The organism is Lentilactobacillus senioris DSM 24302 = JCM 17472 (genome assembly GCF_001436555.1).
Lineage (GTDB): Bacteria > Bacillota > Bacilli > Lactobacillales > Lactobacillaceae > Lentilactobacillus > Lentilactobacillus senioris.
This window is the reverse complement of sequence record NZ_AYZR01000004.1, coordinates 294,068-311,483: the sequence shown is the minus strand read 5'-3', so window position 1 is coordinate 311,483 and position 17,416 is coordinate 294,068. Positions and strand designations below refer to the sequence as shown.

Sequence of the window (17,416 nt, the reverse complement as noted above, 5' to 3'; positions counted from 1 at the left end):
CATTTTAGGTTGAATAAAAAAAGAAACGGTCCCTAAGACCTGATTAGTCATTAGTTTCCGTTTCTTAGCCCATTTATTTTAGGGCTGCTGGTTGCTTAATATTTTTAATTTTAAAGGTCATGAAAAATGACAATAACATGAACACTACTACCACTAAGTATGGGTAGTGATAATTATAATCCAATAATGCTCCAGAGGTAATTGGGCCAATAATATTACCGATACTGGTTAAGGACATATTTAACCCATTAACCAATCCTTGGTCAGTCATACTAGCCTTAGTTAACATCGTGGTAATTGCTGGCCGTAACAAATCAAAAGTAGTAAAGACAATTAAAGTAGCAACAATCACTGCCCACTTTTGGTGCGCCATAATAATCCAAAGGGTGCCGATGAGCGCAAATAAGAAGCAGTAACGGATCACGTTTTTTTCGGACCACCACATTACCATTCGATCGAACAACAAGATTTGGAACAGTAAAGAAATAATTCCATTAAGCGTTAAAACTAACGCAATGTTACTCATAGTAAAGTGATGGACCTCGTTAACGTACAAACTATAGATACTTTCGAAACTAACTAATCCAAAAGCAGAAATTAAAATCATAATGAATAATAAACTCATCGGACCAGTTAATAGTTTCCAAGAATCTTGTAGTAAGTTACTTGGTTCTTTAGCAGTCTCGCCAGTTGGCCGATTAACCATTAATTGCTTAAGCTCACTTTCTTTAGGCATTAAAGCAATCATTGCAAACATACTTAACAAGCCTAGTCCAGCAGCAACCCAAAACGGCGTCTTATAACTAAATTTAGCTAAGATACCACCAATCCCAGGGCCTAACACCAATCCACCACTAAAGGCGGCTGATAGCCAACCAATAACTTTAGCTCGTTGCTTCGGAGTGGTAATATCAGCAGCTAGCGCGTTAGCAGTAGGCACTACCATCGCAGCTGAAATCCCCCCGATGGTTCTGGAAATATCCATCACGATTAACTGGTTGGATAAGGCAAAAAGTGATTCGCCGACAAAGAAAAGGGCTAGCCCCATTACTAACACTCGTTTACGACCAGTACGATCAGATAAACGGCCAATAATGGGCGAACCAATCAATTGAGCCAAAGCATATAAGGAATTCATAATCCCCATATCTAAGGCTGAAAAATGAAGTTCGTTTTTAATGAACGGCATTACCGGGAAAATCAGGCTCATCCCAATGCAGACCAAAAAACTACTAAGAATTAAAACAAAAATGGCTTTTTTTACTTGTGATGACACGGTGGTCCTCCCTTATTCGTTAATAGAGTCTGTTTACCAGTATATCTAAACAATCCGGGCGTGTCCACCTTTATCAATCATCATTTCTTCTATAATATAGTTATCTAGATAAAGAAAAGAGTTGTATCCCTTGGGACACAACGCTTTTTTGCATCTTAGACGTCTTGAATTTCAAAATGAGAATTAGCATTTCGGTCCACAATTCCCAAAATTTTCTGCTTTTTACTATCATCAACGAATCCAAAATCAATAATTCCTCTATCTTCTTCGATGATAATATCTTGAATCTGGTTTTCCATAAAGTGTTTAACAATCGGTAACTGTTCTTGCAATTTAAGAGCTTGTTCTACCGCGCCCTGTAATGTATATCCTTCGTCTTGGAAATGCTTAATTCGAAAGATTTTGAGTAAGTTTTGGACATTATATTGCCTAGAAGTTTGTTTTTCATTATCGGATTTTAAGGTACTAATGTATCCCTGACTCTCCCAATAACGTAACGAACGGGATGAAACACCGGTGATTTTGCTTACCTGCCCAATGCCAAAGATTAAATTATCAGTATCCATAAACTTGCCAATTGGATTTCCCATTATTTATTCACTCGTTTCCGTTTAAGATAATTGCGACCCCTTTACGATGAAACACTATAACAAATTCTAACAGTTATGGCAAATTTTCGTACGTCATTGTAAGAAAAAATGATAGCATTGTCAATTTAGTTGACAATGATTTTTACTAGCGTTAGTATATTAAAGTCAATTTAATACAAAAGGAGCAACATACACAATGGCTGAAAAGCAACAAACATTAGACGCCAACGGCAAACCATATAATCGTACCATGATGATGGTGGCTATTATTTTGGGTCTATTTATGTCCGTATTAAGTAGTACCATGTTAGCGACTGCTTATCCTACATTAATGGATTCCTTTGACGTTTCTACATCTACAGTTCAATGGCTTACCACTGGCTACATGATGGTCAATGGGGTCATGATTCCTATTTCTGCCTGGCTAATTAGTCGGTTTGGCAGTGGGGCCTTATTTAATACCGCCATGTTCTTCTTTTTAGGCGGATCAATCTTGGCCTGGACCGCTACGAGCTTTGGCATGCTCTTTGCTGCCCGAGTTATTCAAGCGGTAGGGGCCGGAATCGCAATGCCCGTTGCCCAAACGGTATTACTTTCTATTTACCCACCAGATCGCCGTGGGGCCGTCATGGGAATGATGGGCCTTGCCATCGGTCTTGCTCCCGCAATTGGACCTACCCTTTCTGGTTGGTTAATTGATAACTACAACTGGCGAGCATTATTTAGTACTTTAATTCCATTTACTATTTTGGCATTGGTAGTGGGCTTAATCTTTAATAAGAAAGTTCTTGCAACCAAGAAGAGTAACTTGGATTGGATTTCTGCTGCCGAATCTACTTTAGGTTTTGGCTTATTACTTTATGGTTTCTCTCAAGTTGGGGACAACGGTTGGGGCGATCCTACCGTTATTGCTCCCATCTTAATCGGAGTAATCGCAATCGCTATTTTCGTTTATCGGCAACTTCACTTGGAAAATCCATTTTTGGAATTACGTGTGTTCAAAACTCGGGACTTTACTATCTCCGCCATTCTTTCGTCAGACGTTAACATGGCCATGGTCGGAGTAGAAATGGTTCTTCCAATTTATTTGCAAACTATTCGGGGCGACTCAGCGCTAGAATCTGGATTAACACTTCTTCCTGGGGCTTTGATGATTGGGATTGCTAGTCCTATCACCGGTCGCTTATTCGATAAATACGGGGCTAAGCACTTAGCTACTGCCGGAATGATTCTTTTAACTCTAGGAACAATTCCATTTCTTTTCTTAACTAAGGAAACCCCATTACTATTTATTATCGTTACTTACTGTATCCGAATGCTCGGAGTAGGGATGGTTATGATGCCAACCTCTACTGCCGGAATGAACGCATTACCAACTAACATGATTAGTCACGGTACTGCTGTTAACAACACTGCTCGCCAAGTTGCTAGTTCAGTTGGGACCGCCATTTTGATTAGTATTTTAACCAACGTTACTAAGGACGATATGCCCGCTAAACACGTTTTGCACAATAATCCCCTCGTTTACAAGGAAGGTGCCCAAAATGCCGTGTTAAATGGTTATTCCGCTGCCTTTTCTATCGCAGTGCTCTTCTGTCTGGTTGGCTGGGGATTGTCATACTTGCTGAAGCAAAAACAAACTGTAGGAGGTGACAAATAATGGCTCTAGCATTAATTATTATTAGCGCATTATTGTTCATCGTTTCCTACGTGGTTATGCAACACGGAATCGGTCGCGTAATTTTGTACGTAGTGTCATTTGCTTTACTAGTCTTTTCTCTGACCGCCATTACGGCTGCAGACAGCTGGCATTGGGGAATGAAGAAAGAAACCGTCACTACCACTAAACAAATCAAACCCGTTAGTGCTATCAAACAAATGGATATGAACATGTTGGTGGAACAAAAATTAGGAACCAAAGACGAAAAAATCGTCGTTTATAAGTTAACTGACAAGGGTAAAACTAAGCATACCCAAGTAGACGTTAACACCACCAATAAGTATAAGCACGTCAAAACTGACAACGCTAAGTTAGTTACCCAAACCAAACAATACGTTTATAAGAATGATTTCTATAAAATCTTATTTGCTGGGTTGGGTGATGGTTCCGTTTATAAATCTAGAATTAACACCTTTGAACTTCCAGATAGCTACGTAGTCTTAACTTCTAAGCAAGCTAAAGACTTGCAAAAACAAGCTAAAGCTAACAAAAAACAACAAGCAGCTCAAAAAGCCCAGATGGCTAAAGTGGTCAAACAACAAATGATGGCCGCCATGCAAAAAAATCCGACGATGAGTGCCGCCCAACAAAAAGCTTTGCAAAAACAAATTGTGGCTAAGGTAACTGCCACTGCAATGGATAAGCAAAAGCAACAGTTGATTAAGATGGACCAAAGTAGATAGGTTGTTAAACCCTATTATACTGGGGTTATTTCTAAACACTAATCAAAAACAGTCAATGGCTCAACCTAACCGGTTGCTATTGGCTGTTTTTAAGTAACTAGACCTATTTAATGAAAACCATAAATTAAATTTCAAAATGATATTGAATTTATATAAAAATATAATCATAAAAAAATAAATTTCAATTTAAGTATTGCTAATTTATTCACTATCTTAAAAAATAATCCTGCTTAACTTCACATAAATCGGCCCCTACAATTACTGCTACTATTGCTTTTTTGAAATGTTTTACCAATTAAATTTTTGGTTTCAAAATTATCTAATAGCTTGGTAAATACATCAGTTAAGCCCTTCACATAATTTTGGAACGGATATAATTTAATATTGGAACGTATCAATTCTAAATAAGGTTGACTTTTCGTTAACATTAGGTATTCTTATAACTGGTAAAGAAAAATTTATCAACTCATTTTTAAAGGAGTATTAATTAATGACAGTAGATTACGATTCCAAAGAATATTTGGAAAAAGTTGACGCCTGGTGGCGTGCAGCTACTTACCTTTCTGGTGGTATGATTTTCTTGAAATCAAACCCATTGTTCTCAGTAACTAACACCCCTATCCAAAAGGATGACGTTAAAGTTAAGCCTATTGGTCACTGGGGAACTATCTCTGGCCAAACATTCTTGTACGCACATGCTAACCGTTTGATCAACAAGTACGACGCTAACATGTTCTACATTGGTGGCCCTGGTCACGGTGGCCAAGTTATGGTTACTAACGCTTACTTGGACGGTACTTACACTGAAGACTATCCTGAAATTACTCAAGATGTTGAAGGTATGTCACGTTTATTCAAGCGTTTCTCATTCCCTGGTGGAATTGGTTCTCATATGACTGCCCAAACTCCAGGTTCACTTCATGAAGGTGGAGAACTTGGTTACTCACTATCACACGCTACTGGTGCTGTTTTAGATAACCCAGACCAAATCGCATTTACTGTCATTGGTGATGGTGAAAACGAAACTGGTCCTGCAATGACTGCATGGAACTCAATCAAATTCTTGAACCCTAAGAATGACGGTGCCGTATTGCCAATTCTTGACATCAACGGTTTCAAGATTTCTAACCCAACTCTTACTTCACGGACTAGTGATGAAGATTTGGCTAAGTTCTTCGAAGGTCTTGGATGGTCACCTCGTTTCATCGAAAACGACGACATTCATGACTACATGACTTACCATGAAAAAGCTGCTGAAGTCTTTGATAAAGCTATGGAAGACATCAAGCAAATTCAAAAAGACGCTCGTGAAAACGGCCGTTACGAAGATGGCGAAATTGCTGCATGGCCAGTAATCATCGCTCGTTTGCCTAAAGGTTGGGGTGGTCCAACTCACAACAAAGCCGGCGAACCAATCGAAGGTTCATTCCGTGCTCACCAAGTGCCACTTGACTTGAAGCAAGGCGACTTGAGCCAATTACCAGAATTCGAAGAATGGATGAACTCATACAAGCCAGCTGAATTATTCAACACTGATGGTTCATTGAAGGCTGACGTTGCTGACTTCGCACCTAAGGGTGACAAGCGTATGGCAGCTAACCCAGTTGCTAACGGTGGTCGTGAATTCGGTGCTGCTCCTAAGTTACTTGACTTACCAGACTGGAAGTCATTAGCTAACGACATCAACGAAGACAACCGTGGTACTGAATTAGCAGACGGCAAGCGGAACATGGATATGAACGTTCTATCTACTTTCTTTGCTGGTATCGCTACTAAGAACCCAACTTCATTCCGGGTATTCGGTCCTGATGAAACTATGTCAAACCGTCTCTGGGATATGTTCAACGTTACTAACCGTCAATGGGAAAGTAAAGTTAACGAACCTTACGATCAATACGAAGCTCCAGAAGGCCGTATCTTGGATGCTCAATTATCAGAACACCAAGCTGAAGGTTGGCTTGAAGGTTACACTTTGACTGGTCGTTACGGTGTATTTACTTCATACGAATCATTCCTTCGAGTTGTTGACTCAATGACTACTCAACACTTCAAGTGGATTCGCCAAGCTGCCGCTCAAAACTGGCGTAATGATTACCCATCATTGAACTTGGTATCTACTTCTACTGTATTCCAACAAGATCACAATGGTTACACTCATCAAGATCCTGGTATGCTTACTCACTTGGCAGAAAAGAAGTCAGACTTCATCCGTCAATACCTACCAGCTGATGGTAACACATTGCTTGCAGTCTTCGACCGGGCCTTCAAAGACCGTCAAAAAGTTAACCACATTGTTGCTTCTAAGCAACCTCGTCAACAATGGTTCTCAGTTGAAGAAGCTGATGAATTGGCTAACACTGGTCTTAAGACTATCGACTGGGCTTCTACTGTTGCTGAAGGTGAAGATGCTGATATCGTCTTTGCTTCAGCCGGTGTAGAACCAACCATCGAATCTTTGGCTGCTGTTGATCTTATCAACGAAGCCTTCCCTAACGTTAAAATGCGTTACGTCAACGTTGTTGAATTAGGACGTCTTCAAAAGAAGAATGGTCTTCTTAACCAAGAACGTGAATTAAGTGACGCTGAATTCAACAAGTTCTTCGGCGAATCAGGTACACCAGTTGTATTTGGTTTCCATGGTTTCGAAGACTTGATTGAATCAATGTTCTACGAACGTCAACACTTAGGCTTAAACGTTCACGGTTACCGTGAAGATGGTGATATCACCACTGCTTACGATATGCGTGTATATTCTAAGTTAGATCGTTTCAACCAAGCTAAAGACGCTGTTAAGATTCTTATGGACAAGGGTGTTATCGACAATGCTGCCGGTGCTGCCTTCGATAAGAAGATGGACGACATCTTAGCTAAGCACTTCAAGGTTACCCGTGAAGAAGGTCATGATATTGAAGAATTCACTGACTGGTCATGGACTCCCCTTAAGAAGTAATTTAAGTTAAAGAAAAAACCGACTTTGCTAAGTCGGTTTTTTTGTGTTCAAATTTTTACCACCATTCATCAAACTGCTGCAGTAATTGCTCCAATGCTCGGCCACGATGACTAATTGCGTCTTTTTCGGTCTTTGTCATCTCGCCAAAGCTCTTGTCGTAACCGTCTGGCATAAAGATACAATCGTAGCCAAACGCTTCAGAACCGCGTTTTTCTGGCAAAATTTGACCGGGAACTTCCCCTACCGTCTCCAATTCTTCTCCGGTGGGTTTTAGCGCTACAATTGTGGTATGAAATACCGCTGTCCGATCCATCTTATCTTTGAGGCCGTCCAATACTTTTTGCCGGTTAGCTTCATCATCGTGGTCGCCAGCGTAGCGAGCAGAATGAACTCCTGGTTCGTTATTTAATGCCGTAACCATCAAGCCGGAATCGTCAGCAATCACAGGCAACTGGAAGTAACTAGCAATTGCTTGCGCCTTGATGTGGGCATTTTCCGAAAAGGTCGCCCCGTTTTCATCAATTGCTGGGACTTGGTCAAAATCCGCCAAGGACTTTATCTCAACATCCAAGCCCTTCAACATTTGTTGGTATTCAGCCACTTTATGGGCGTTTTGACTGGCAATGATTAGAGTTTTCATCGTTTTACCACCGTTTCTATCAAATTAGTTACTTTGAGTATAGTAGAAATAATTTAATTTTTCTAGCCAACTAAAAAACCCCAGCAATCGCTGGGGGTCATTGTTGAAAAGTTTACATCACGTCATCGCGACTAACCCAACCAATAATATCACGGTTAGGAGTCGTTACTTTTACTTTAATGTAAGTTTGCATTAAAACATCAGTATGCGTTGACTTAATCAATTGGCCTTCCAATGCTTCCACTGGTAATGGTTTTTCCAATTTATCGTAATATTGAATGAACGAAACGTCTTCGTTGCTAGTGAAATCCTTATTTAGAGCCCAGATAGCAGCTGCATCGCGTAATTCGATTTGTTGATCCCCAATTCCTAAGGCGGACAAATCGCCCTTTACAGGAACGGTCTTCATGTTGTCTCGATCAAACAATTCATTAACCACTCGTTCACTAGCTTTACCGTCCATCCATTCGTCGAACCGTTCGGTAAAGTTAATGTATTGTTGATCTGGTTGCCAGCCGTTTGTAAAGATATCGGCTAATTCGTCTCCTACTTCAGTAGTCGTTTTCACTAATTTACCAGGAGCTGCCTTGGTAAAGTCAAAGTAAAATCCTCGGATAGTACCTGCATATTGTTCCAAATCATAAGTGTAGAAAATGATTGGGCGCCGTAAAATTGAGTAATCAAACATTACTGAAGAGTAGTCGGTAATCAAGACGTCACTAATTAGATACAACTCACTAATATCTTGGTAATCACTCACGTTGACCGCGTTAGTAAACTGCGTCAAATCAAGAGAATTAGCAATCATATAATGGGTCCGGATCAAGAAAGTCACATCACTACCAAACCGATCTTGAAGTTCAGCCAGATCCAACCTTAATTGAGCGGTAAACTCATGGGCCTTAACAAACTCATCATCTCGCCAAGTTGGAGCATATAGAACTAATTTTTTATTCGGATCGAGACCTAAGTCACCCTTAATCCGTGCGATATCTTCTGGAGTGTAGTTAATTAAAATATCGTTACGAGGATAACCGGTTAGCATCATTTGGTTGGTATCTTTTCTAAACGCCCGACTCATAATGTCAGCCGAGTATTTATTCGGAGCAATCAGGTAGTCCCAACGGCTAGAATCCCGAACCACTTGTTGATGGTACTTGCCTGGATCATGAACTGGCATGGTCACTAATTGAACGTCCGTTCCAATAGTCTTAAGCGGGGTTCCGTGCCAAGTTTGCAGCAAAGTGGTTCCCTGTGGCTTATCCCATCTAAATGGACGCCGCGTATTAGTAATGAAGTACTTGGCCTGAGCTTGTTTTAACAAACCTTTATAGCCAAAACGAACAGTATACGGAATCTTGTGTTCTTGGAAGTAAGGAATCAAGTCTTCCCTGACGTTCCAGTACAACTTATACTGTGGATAGTTTTTCTTAATATACTCGTATAGGGCCTTAGGATTATCGGAGAATTGGCGACCGAAGAAACTTTCAAAGATGATGATATTCTTCTTAGGCAATACCCGTCCTAAGTAGTTGAGTAAGTTAGATTGGAAATCTTTAATCTTAAAGAAATGCCAGAACTTGTCCCAAATAACTGCTGTAGGTGGTTCTTGATCCAATTCCTTAGCATTAGCATTCAACATTGTTTCTACAACCGTCTTAGTTGCTTCACCGTCTCGACCATATTGAGCAAACCGGTTTGCGAACTCTGTTAATTGCTCAGCGTACTGAGTTTTAACAGAATCTAGGTTTTGAATAGCAGCAGCCACGGCAGCCGTATCAGAAACAATTGGTCCAGGCATTTGACTATCATAGTCAAAGTAAGTTTGCCGTGGACTGTCTTTGAGGAATTCTTCTTCGTCGTAGGCAAAGAAAATCATTGGACGGTTTAGGTAAGCATAGTCAAACATACTGTTGTCGTAGTCGGTAATCAAGACGTCACTAACCAAGAACAAATCGTTAATTTCTGGATAGTCACTAACATCGTATGCAAAACCTTCATACCGGCTCAAATCCAGTGAATATGCTAAATACTTATCTAGGTAAAGTAATACCACATAGTCCTCGCCTAACTGTTGCCGCATTAGATCTAAATCTAAGGTTAAATCGTTATTCTTACTACCCCGTTTTAGTGGCTTGTATAAGACCACTTTTTTACCTAATGGCAATTTGAATTGCGATTTAAGCGCATCTTTGCGATGTGGATCGCGATTAGCGCGCACTAGTTCGTCATTTTTCGGGAACCCGGTTTTCAGTACGGTGCGATCATAATCAAAGGCTTTAGACGCTACTAATTCCATGTAATCAGATGGAACTACCATGTAATCCCAACGCCGAATTCGATCAGCAAAGTCTAGTTGAATTTTAGCAGTGGCCGTTCGGTATTTAGGAGCATCGAAGCCCATTTCACGAAGAAAAGTTCCTCTTAAAGTTTCTACTTCGATCTGCCCTTTTCGCTTGTAGTACTGATTAGTTAAATTAGTACTTTGGACAAAATACTTACCAACAGCTAAATAGTACCAATACTTAAGGGTATTAGTTCTAACCACTTCTGCTCCTAAGGGAACATCTTCTTGGTCGTTACTAAATATCCAAACCGGTTTAATTTCTGGATGGTGTTCGGCGACGTACTCGTAAATAGCCTTATCATTACCGTCATAGTTAACGTTTGTACTATGAGCATCAAAGACCATTAACCGCTTATTAAGTGGTAAGAGCCGCATTAATGGGTAAATTAACGTGTAACTAACTGCACGTCTACCCTTCCCCTGGTTAAACCAACCAGCATACGGTTGCCGTACCCTTAATACATGGGAGTTATCCTTAGCACTAGCGAGGGTGAATTGAGCAACCTTGCCACCATTAAGAGTTAATCTGTCAATGAAGTTAGGGTTATCAGCCGATTTAGCTGGATCTCGATACTTCTGATCGATAACACTAAACCGCTGGAATGCTTGTAGTTTTTGATCAAACAATTCTAAAGTGTAATTATAGTTACCCGATAAAATTGCTAACCGCCCATCATCGTATTGAAGTGGTAAAACAATATTTAACTGTTTTTCATCTTTAGGTTTAGCTCCTAAGATATCAGCCAATACGAAAATATTTCGCCGCTTTTTGCTACTGCTGACTAAAATCAACCGAGATTTTTTCAAATCATAATTTGCAACTGGCTTAAGTAATTTTATGCTTTCTTTAAGTTGGTCATTAGCAAATTTATCACTAGTAACCGTTACCGCTGGATAGTTAACAGATACTAATAGCCGACGAGTTGATGCGTAGTTAACGTTTATCATGCGCTTATCAACGTTAAATGTATCAGCTGGTTTTTGGTAATCATACAAATAAGTACGATCATAGTTAGTAGTTAGATTTTGTACCAATAACTTCAAGGAAGTTCCCAATAAATCATTAGGAACCGTACTTAGGTCAAAGCGAACCGTCCCATCATTAATTTCTCCTACTACCGGAGCTAGTTCATCTGAACCCAAATCAATAATGGCCCGTTCTTCTGAGGCATCTAAGTTGGTATCAAAAACCAGTTCGCCATCCTCTTCTCTAGCGTTTTTAAGCCAGAAAGTAGAGCGAGCTTCCTTTGTGGCACACACAAAGCTTAAAGCATTTTGGCGATTATAAAGGGTGGTTACCACATTATTGCCTTGAACAAATTTCATTTTAAATTTGCCGGCTTTTTTACTTGGTTGATCAATAAAGGCATCCACCTTGTATTGTCCTGCAACCTCATTGGTTACTCTAATTTTCCAAATTCCTTGCCCTAACTGCTTAGTTGCGTCGTTCAAGTCAATAGAAAAGGCGTAGCGAGCGTGGGTCCATGGAGAATGAGATTTAAAAATTCGTTTATGAATTGGGGTGGTATCCCGGACGAAGTTAATAGGATAAACCGCATGATTAACAATATTGACCAATTCAGCCGAAATTTGTTCGTTAACATTGTTGTTAGAAAATGGACGCTTGGTTAGCGGCATTCGCTTAATTCGGAAATATCCTTTACCGTTAACGGTGTTAGTGTCCTTATCCAATTTCAATGAACTCAAATTTTGTACCGTTGGTAAAACATTGTCACTAGCATCCAACTGGTCAACGATTTGTTGGTCAGTACCGGGGATGCTTAATTGATAATGTCGACCGGCATGTTCTTTAATTTGATAAACGCGCTTAGCATATGAATATCGCTTCAACAAGTTCAAGTTACCGTGCGCAATTGCCCAGTATTGAAGTTGAGTTTTAAGATCTACTTGTTTTAAGGCCTTAGAGCCCCATAAGTTCCAATCACGTAAGAAACCATAGATTAATTCTTGAATATGGTATTGGAAGTTTTCAGCAGTATCCGCAACATCAGTAAAGAAGCTAGGAAGGTCTAAACTAACTACTTTATGAATAAACGTAGCATATAGTTCAGAGTCCTCAGTGACTCCGTTATCGATTAAAATAGTTCGACAAATATTAAGCTTGGCAGTTCGAGCTTCAAAATCACTAAATTCGCCCCGATCAGGACCATTGTAATCATGGATTTCTCGTGCTCGCCAAAGGTAGGCAGTCTTAGTGATTACAGAAGTATTTTTAGAAGCTAAATGAGCTGCCAAAGTAAAGCTCATATCAGTATCAACAGATTCTGGAGTGAACTGGATACTGTTGTTAGCCAAAAATTCTCGCCGGTAGAGCTTATTGTTAATCAAAGTATCGTAAATCAAATTAGGAGTTTCGACCAACGTAGTCTCAAAGCGAATATCACTAACTCCCAGTTGGTTAGGGAATGCATCTGTGTTACCGTCAGCATCAAATTGTTTAGTATAACCCACGACCATGTCTGAATCATGGTCTAATGCGGTTTGCACTAAGTTCGTGAATGCTCCTTTAGGAGTTTGATCCCGACTGTCCATGAAGATCACGTAAGTCCCAGTAGCTTGCTTCAAACCAGCAGTTCGATATTCACTGATTTCCCCCATTGGCACAACTACAGTTCTAAAGTTCGCAAACCGTGGTTCGTAGTCTGCAATTATTTCCGTCGCTAATTCATCACTTTGATCATTCACCAAGATTACTTCAAAACTTTCTTGGGGAAATTTGGTTTCTAATAATGAGTTTAATGATTCCTTAAGTTCGGTCGAACCGTTGGTATACGTGACGATAACGCTCAATAGTTTTTCGTTATTCATTACTAACAGATTTCACCTTTCATTTCCAATCATCAACTTAGCGCTTAGGCATCGGTTGATCTAAAAATACCGTGTTCACTACTCTTTCAGTAGCGTGACCATCTTCCCAATTGTTGAATCGATTGCTGAAGGCTTGATAACGATCGTGATATTCAGCAGTTACACCATCAATATGCTTAATAGCATTAATCACTTCATCATTAGTTTTCAACAATGGTCCTGGTAGGTCTTTATCCATATTAAGATAAAAGCCCCGCAAAACACTAGCATATTTTTCATAATCATAAACAAAATAAAGAATTGGACGTTTTAAGACCGCATAATCGAAGAACACACTAGAATAATCGGTAATTAAAATATCCGAAATTAAATATAATTCTGCAATATCATCATAACTAGATTCGTTAAAAACAAAATCGCCAAATCCAGAAGTATCCAAATGATCCGCAATGAAGTAATGAGTTCTCAAAACCAATACGTAATCATCGCCTAATTCTCGTTTTAAGCGTAAAATATCTAATTTCAAATCAAATTTATACTGCCCTACCCCATAGTACTCGTCGTCTCGCCAGGTAGGTGCATATAAAATTACCTTTTTATCAGCAGGAATGTGTAGTTTAGCCTTAATCTGAGCTTGCCGTTCATCTTTATCTGGCGCATTTAAGATATCATTTCTAGGATAACCTGACTTGATCATCTTATCTTCTGGATACATAAAAGCATGCTTGAATACATCAACAGAAAACTGGTTAGCCGTTACTAAGTAGTCCCATTGCCGTGATTGCTTATAAAAAATTTGTTTGTATAGCGGATTGGCTGACGCCACATTATCCATATCAAACACTAAATGCTTCAATGGTGTTCCATGCCAAGTTGATAGGAATTTGGCTCCAGGACGTTTTTGGAACCACTGTGGTTGACGCATATTAATAACTTGATAATTAGAAACGGCCATATAGTACATATATCTAAAGCTAAAGCGCCGAACAGTAATAGTATCTTTATGCTTAGGAATGTTAACATCTGCTCCCTTGGCTACAATCCAAACGTGCTTGTATTTGCCGGGAAAATTTTTGCGTAAGTATTCATAGATATACTTAGGACTATCAGAATAATTACGACCCAAAAATGACTCGTAAATCACCAAATTCTTTTTAACTGGTAACTTGGTGAAAACTGTTTGATACATAGCTCTAGGAAGACCACGACCGTGTTTTAAGAATGCTCGTTTTAAGTACCGTAAAGATACTATCCGTTTCATTTGGCGGTAAGCCGATACGTTTCTACCATCCCTTACCTTCTTCAAAATACTGCGACTAGTTCGGCCCAGATTATGAGTGGCTTCGGCAGGCAACGTTTGCAAATAAGTGGTCAAACGATTAAGAACTTCAGGTTGCTCTTCAGCACTAGTTTCGCTGACAACCCCCTTATAGAAGAATCGGTGAATTCGCCGTAATGCGTATCCATCAACAGCCGCCTTTAATTTAGGGGAAGTTAATTTAGAAACTTCGGTGGTCAATTCAGTCAACCAATTCTGCCAATTTTCCGCAAATGAAGCTTGGGTCACCGATGGATCATTAATGGGATCATTATGCCGTTCCTTAATATAGGTACGACGCACAAGTTGGGCAATAGTTTGACAATGATCCAAGATTGATAGTGTAAATTGATAATCACCATATTGTTGATTACCTTCATCAAATCGAGAGTTAGTGTCTAATACTAACTGACGGGACACTATCTTTCCAGCCACTGGCAAGAAATTATGAATTGCATAATCCCAATTATCTTGACTAAAAACAGTGTACTTATTAGTTAACCACTGTTGATAATTCTTGCCATTAGCTATTTTAGAATCAGCAATAGCTACCTGATTATCACTCAATAGATTCAACTGATGCCAATCAACGTGCTTTTTACGTCCTCGTCCTCCCCAATCAGGCAAATTGTCATTAGCCTCGTTAGAAATAATACTAGTCAAAAAGGAGCTAGCAGGTTCATACGTTGGATACTGACATAAATTTAAAAGTTGGAACTGTTCCACTATTGGTAAATACTTAGCCAGCGTGCCAGGTACCAAAAAGTCATCGGCATCCACAAATACTAAGTAATCACCAACTGCAGCGTCTAATCCGGTATTTCTGGCTCCTCCAACGGTGTCAGTAACACCTTTAAGAACGTGAATCGGATAGTCACTTTGCCAATCAAAATTAGTATTAATTAATTCTTGGTTACCAATTAGTAACCATTCAATATCATTAGTGCCCTGTTTATCCAAATTTTCTTTGAGTAATGGGAGTTTTGAAATATCGGCCGTTTTGACGGGAGTTATTATGCTGTACTTCATGTTAGATGCTTAACCTCACTTTACTTCGCTTGCCGAATAACCATCAGTAATGGATAAATCAGTTTGAATTTGCCGCTTTAAACTTGATCGTAAATTATTATCCAGGGCCTTAAAAGCTGGAGATTCAATAGCAGCTTGTAGTTCTTGGATAACATATGGATGGTATTGTTCATTGAATGCAATTGGCTGAGGAGCTTTCATCGCTGCCAGCAATTCGTTAATCCGATTTTGAGGAGCAATAATTCGCCGATCACTAGCCATAATAGGAACCCCTAGGTAAACCACATCTTCTGTATGCTGCAAAACGTGCATTTGCTGAGCTATGCTAGTTAAAGGTAAATTAAAGTTAAGAGCACTGATCTTTAAAGCATTACCATACGGCCATAATCTATCGGTCAGATTTGAAAAACGATCATTTTTAGTAAAAACTCGATAGCGTTGGATCATTGGTAACACAGCCAGTTTGTCAGCTACAGACCATGTTAAAAATGGCTTACTATCTAGCCCCACTTCTTGAACGGGTGGCAAAGTCATCAGCCTATCTGGGGTAGATCGATTAGTTATAAAGTCCGTCAAACTACGTTCCAGGTCTTGGTTGACATCCAAATAATAGCTAGTAATAAATTTAGTAGGATGAGCAGCTACTACCGCTGCGAGTTGAGCCAATGCCCCTGGAAAGAGTTTGTCAGTCACTCTCAAATTTAACAGATAATCGCCAGTAATCGGGCTAGCCTGTCCTGCCACCACAACTTCTACCGGAATAGCAACATTTGCCGTAGCATTTTTCACTGCGGTTACTTGATCAGCCGTTACTTCTAACCGTAAAGTAACAGGTTGATTTTGACCTGCTAACTGTTTTATGTACGCTATCAAATCTTCTTCAGTTGTTAGCGAGCTTAACGGTGTATTAATAACAAAATCCATAGTTTCTCCCTTTAATTTGAATCGTTTCTAAGACGTTTGCGACTAGCTAACTGTCGCTTAATTTGTTCATATACTAAGCCAATTAATAATGGCACGATTACCCCCAGGATGACTTGGCTTTCCCAGTTTCTAAAAATCATAAACCGATTAAAGTAGTCAAACGTTAGGCGATGCAAATACATGATAATCATTGAATGCTTACCAACAACGCTTAACCAACCAAATAAACTAGTTTGTTCCATCCAAATACAAATAATAAAAATTCCAAAACACAAAACTAGCGGTAAATACATTAATAGGAAAGTATTATTAAAAGTATGTGCTTTCAAAAACATCCTAAATTTAAAGTGACCATTATAAGAAAGGTAGATAAGAAATAGATACAGCCCCATAATTGCTACTCCTAATGAGTAATGCCATGAGGTTTCTTTGAGATGCTTGAAAACATAATAGCCCACTAACATATAAAAGGTAGTGATCAATACTACATCCATATCCAAGAACTTAAATTCTACAAGGTCCCAGTGCTTATAACTTACCCCTACCGCAAACATAGAAAGCGCCGTAATGAACTGAGCAGGCACATTTTTAATCCACGAAATAATGGCCGTAGTCGTAATTAAGGAACCCGTGTAAACAGTAATAAACCAAAAAACGGTTAAATTACCATTTAAGGAACGACCACCGTAAATCAGGCGAATAAAATAATCACGTGTATACGCCCAAGTAGATCCATCTAGGTAGTGACTAGCTAAAATTAAGAACGTCCCGGCAACAAAGTAGATAACAATGTTAGGCCAGACCTTTTTCTTAAAAAATTCCCAAATACCTTCCCAGTTAGTTACTATCGGTTTTAAGAAAAAGCCACCGATAATAAAAAACAGGGGCATATGCCACCAATAAAGGACTTTAAAACTCACATCAAAAAAATGTGTATCAATTGGATGAATCGCATGACTAATAACAACGGCAATAATACCAATCCCCTTAGCTATGTCCACCCACTGAATTCTCTTCTTCACAAAAACACCCCAATTATCCCATATTAAAACAATACTATGTTATCAATTATTAGTGTGATTTGCAAATTAGCTAAAAGCGATAAAGCAG

At 39.3% G+C, this 17,416-nt stretch carries 10 protein-coding genes; 3 read left to right on the top strand and 7 right to left on the bottom strand.

The genetic code is table 11. The annotated features are described in order from the left end of the window. Positions 1-73 precede the first annotated feature (73 nt). Together FC56_RS01800 and FC56_RS01795 are read right to left on the bottom strand one after the other, a co-directional pair. Positions 74-1,276, bottom strand: a complete 1,203-nt coding sequence (locus FC56_RS01800; protein ID WP_056977648.1) for an MFS transporter — start codon at positions 1,274-1,276, stop codon at positions 74-76. A gap of 155 nt (positions 1,277-1,431) precedes the next feature. Continuing rightward, positions 1,432-1,866 (bottom strand): MerR family transcriptional regulator, encoded by a 435-nt coding sequence (locus FC56_RS01795; RefSeq protein ID WP_054670685.1) that lies wholly within the window; start codon positions 1,864-1,866, stop codon positions 1,432-1,434. Positions 1,867-2,062: 196 nt separating this feature from the next. Here FC56_RS01795 and FC56_RS01790 point away from each other — a divergent pair, with 196 nt between their 5' ends. The 3 genes from FC56_RS01790 to FC56_RS01780 all read left to right on the top strand — a co-directional run bounded on the left by FC56_RS01790 (position 2,063) and on the right by FC56_RS01780 (position 7,219). After that, positions 2,063-3,526, top strand: coding sequence for an MDR family MFS transporter (locus tag FC56_RS01790; RefSeq protein WP_056977646.1), 1,464 nt, complete (start codon positions 2,063-2,065; stop codon positions 3,524-3,526). After that, positions 3,526-4,269 carry a DUF4811 domain-containing protein gene (locus tag FC56_RS01785; RefSeq protein WP_054670680.1) on the top strand — a complete coding sequence of 248 codons (744 nt, stop codon included), beginning with the start codon at positions 3,526-3,528 and terminating at the stop codon, positions 4,267-4,269. The genes FC56_RS01790 and FC56_RS01785 overlap by 1 nt, the downstream gene beginning before the upstream one ends. A gap of 490 nt (positions 4,270-4,759) precedes the next feature. Beyond that, positions 4,760-7,219 carry a phosphoketolase family protein gene (locus FC56_RS01780; protein WP_056977644.1) on the top strand — a complete coding sequence of 820 codons (2,460 nt, stop codon included), beginning with the start codon at positions 4,760-4,762 and terminating at the stop codon, positions 7,217-7,219. A gap of 55 nt (positions 7,220-7,274) precedes the next feature. On the opposite strand, the gene rdgB is transcribed toward FC56_RS01780, so the two are convergent. The 5 genes from rdgB to FC56_RS01755 form a co-directional block, all read right to left on the bottom strand. Next, positions 7,275-7,859, bottom strand: coding sequence for an RdgB/HAM1 family non-canonical purine NTP pyrophosphatase (rdgB, locus tag FC56_RS01775; protein WP_056977642.1), 585 nt, complete (start codon positions 7,857-7,859; stop codon positions 7,275-7,277). Positions 7,860-7,971: 112 nt separating this feature from the next. Further along, positions 7,972-13,035 carry a CDP-glycerol glycerophosphotransferase family protein gene (locus tag FC56_RS01770; protein ID WP_056977641.1) on the bottom strand — a complete coding sequence of 1,688 codons (5,064 nt, stop codon included), beginning with the start codon at positions 13,033-13,035 and terminating at the stop codon, positions 7,972-7,974. Between the two features lie 37 nt (positions 13,036-13,072). Next, complete coding sequence (locus FC56_RS01765) at positions 13,073-15,382, bottom strand: bifunctional glycosyltransferase family 2 protein/CDP-glycerol:glycerophosphate glycerophosphotransferase (RefSeq protein WP_056977638.1); 2,310 nt, start codon at positions 15,380-15,382, stop codon at positions 13,073-13,075. A gap of 15 nt (positions 15,383-15,397) precedes the next feature. Further along, the gene (locus FC56_RS01760) at positions 15,398-16,306 is read right to left on the bottom strand and encodes a hypothetical protein (RefSeq protein WP_056977637.1); all 909 of its coding nucleotides are present in this window, start codon (positions 16,304-16,306) and stop codon (positions 15,398-15,400) included. An 11-nt stretch (positions 16,307-16,317) separates the two neighbouring features. Beyond that, positions 16,318-17,328 carry an acyltransferase family protein gene (locus FC56_RS01755; protein ID WP_162256151.1) on the bottom strand — a complete coding sequence of 337 codons (1,011 nt, stop codon included), beginning with the start codon at positions 17,326-17,328 and terminating at the stop codon, positions 16,318-16,320. Positions 17,329-17,416: the final 88 nt, after the last annotated feature.

Bases quoted from the DNA above. Each gene is read 5' to 3' on its own strand.
- FC56_RS01795 (WP_054670685.1), bottom strand. From the start codon at position 1,866: ATGGGAAATCCAATTGGCAAGTTTATGGATACTGATAATTTAATCTTT.
- rdgB (WP_056977642.1), bottom strand. From the start codon at position 7,859: ATGAAAACTCTAATCATTGCCAGTCAAAACGCCCATAAAGTGGCTGAA.
- FC56_RS01780 (WP_056977644.1), top strand. From the start codon at position 4,760: ATGACAGTAGATTACGATTCCAAAGAATATTTGGAAAAAGTTGACGCC.
- FC56_RS01760 (WP_056977637.1), bottom strand. From the start codon at position 16,306: ATGGATTTTGTTATTAATACACCGTTAAGCTCGCTAACAACTGAAGAA.
- FC56_RS01765 (WP_056977638.1), bottom strand. From the start codon at position 15,382: ATGAAGTACAGCATAATAACTCCCGTCAAAACGGCCGATATTTCAAAA.
- FC56_RS01785 (WP_054670680.1), top strand. From the start codon at position 3,526: ATGGCTCTAGCATTAATTATTATTAGCGCATTATTGTTCATCGTTTCC.
- FC56_RS01790 (WP_056977646.1), top strand. From the start codon at position 2,063: ATGGCTGAAAAGCAACAAACATTAGACGCCAACGGCAAACCATATAAT.
- FC56_RS01770 (WP_056977641.1), bottom strand. From the start codon at position 13,035: ATGAATAACGAAAAACTATTGAGCGTTATCGTCACGTATACCAACGGT.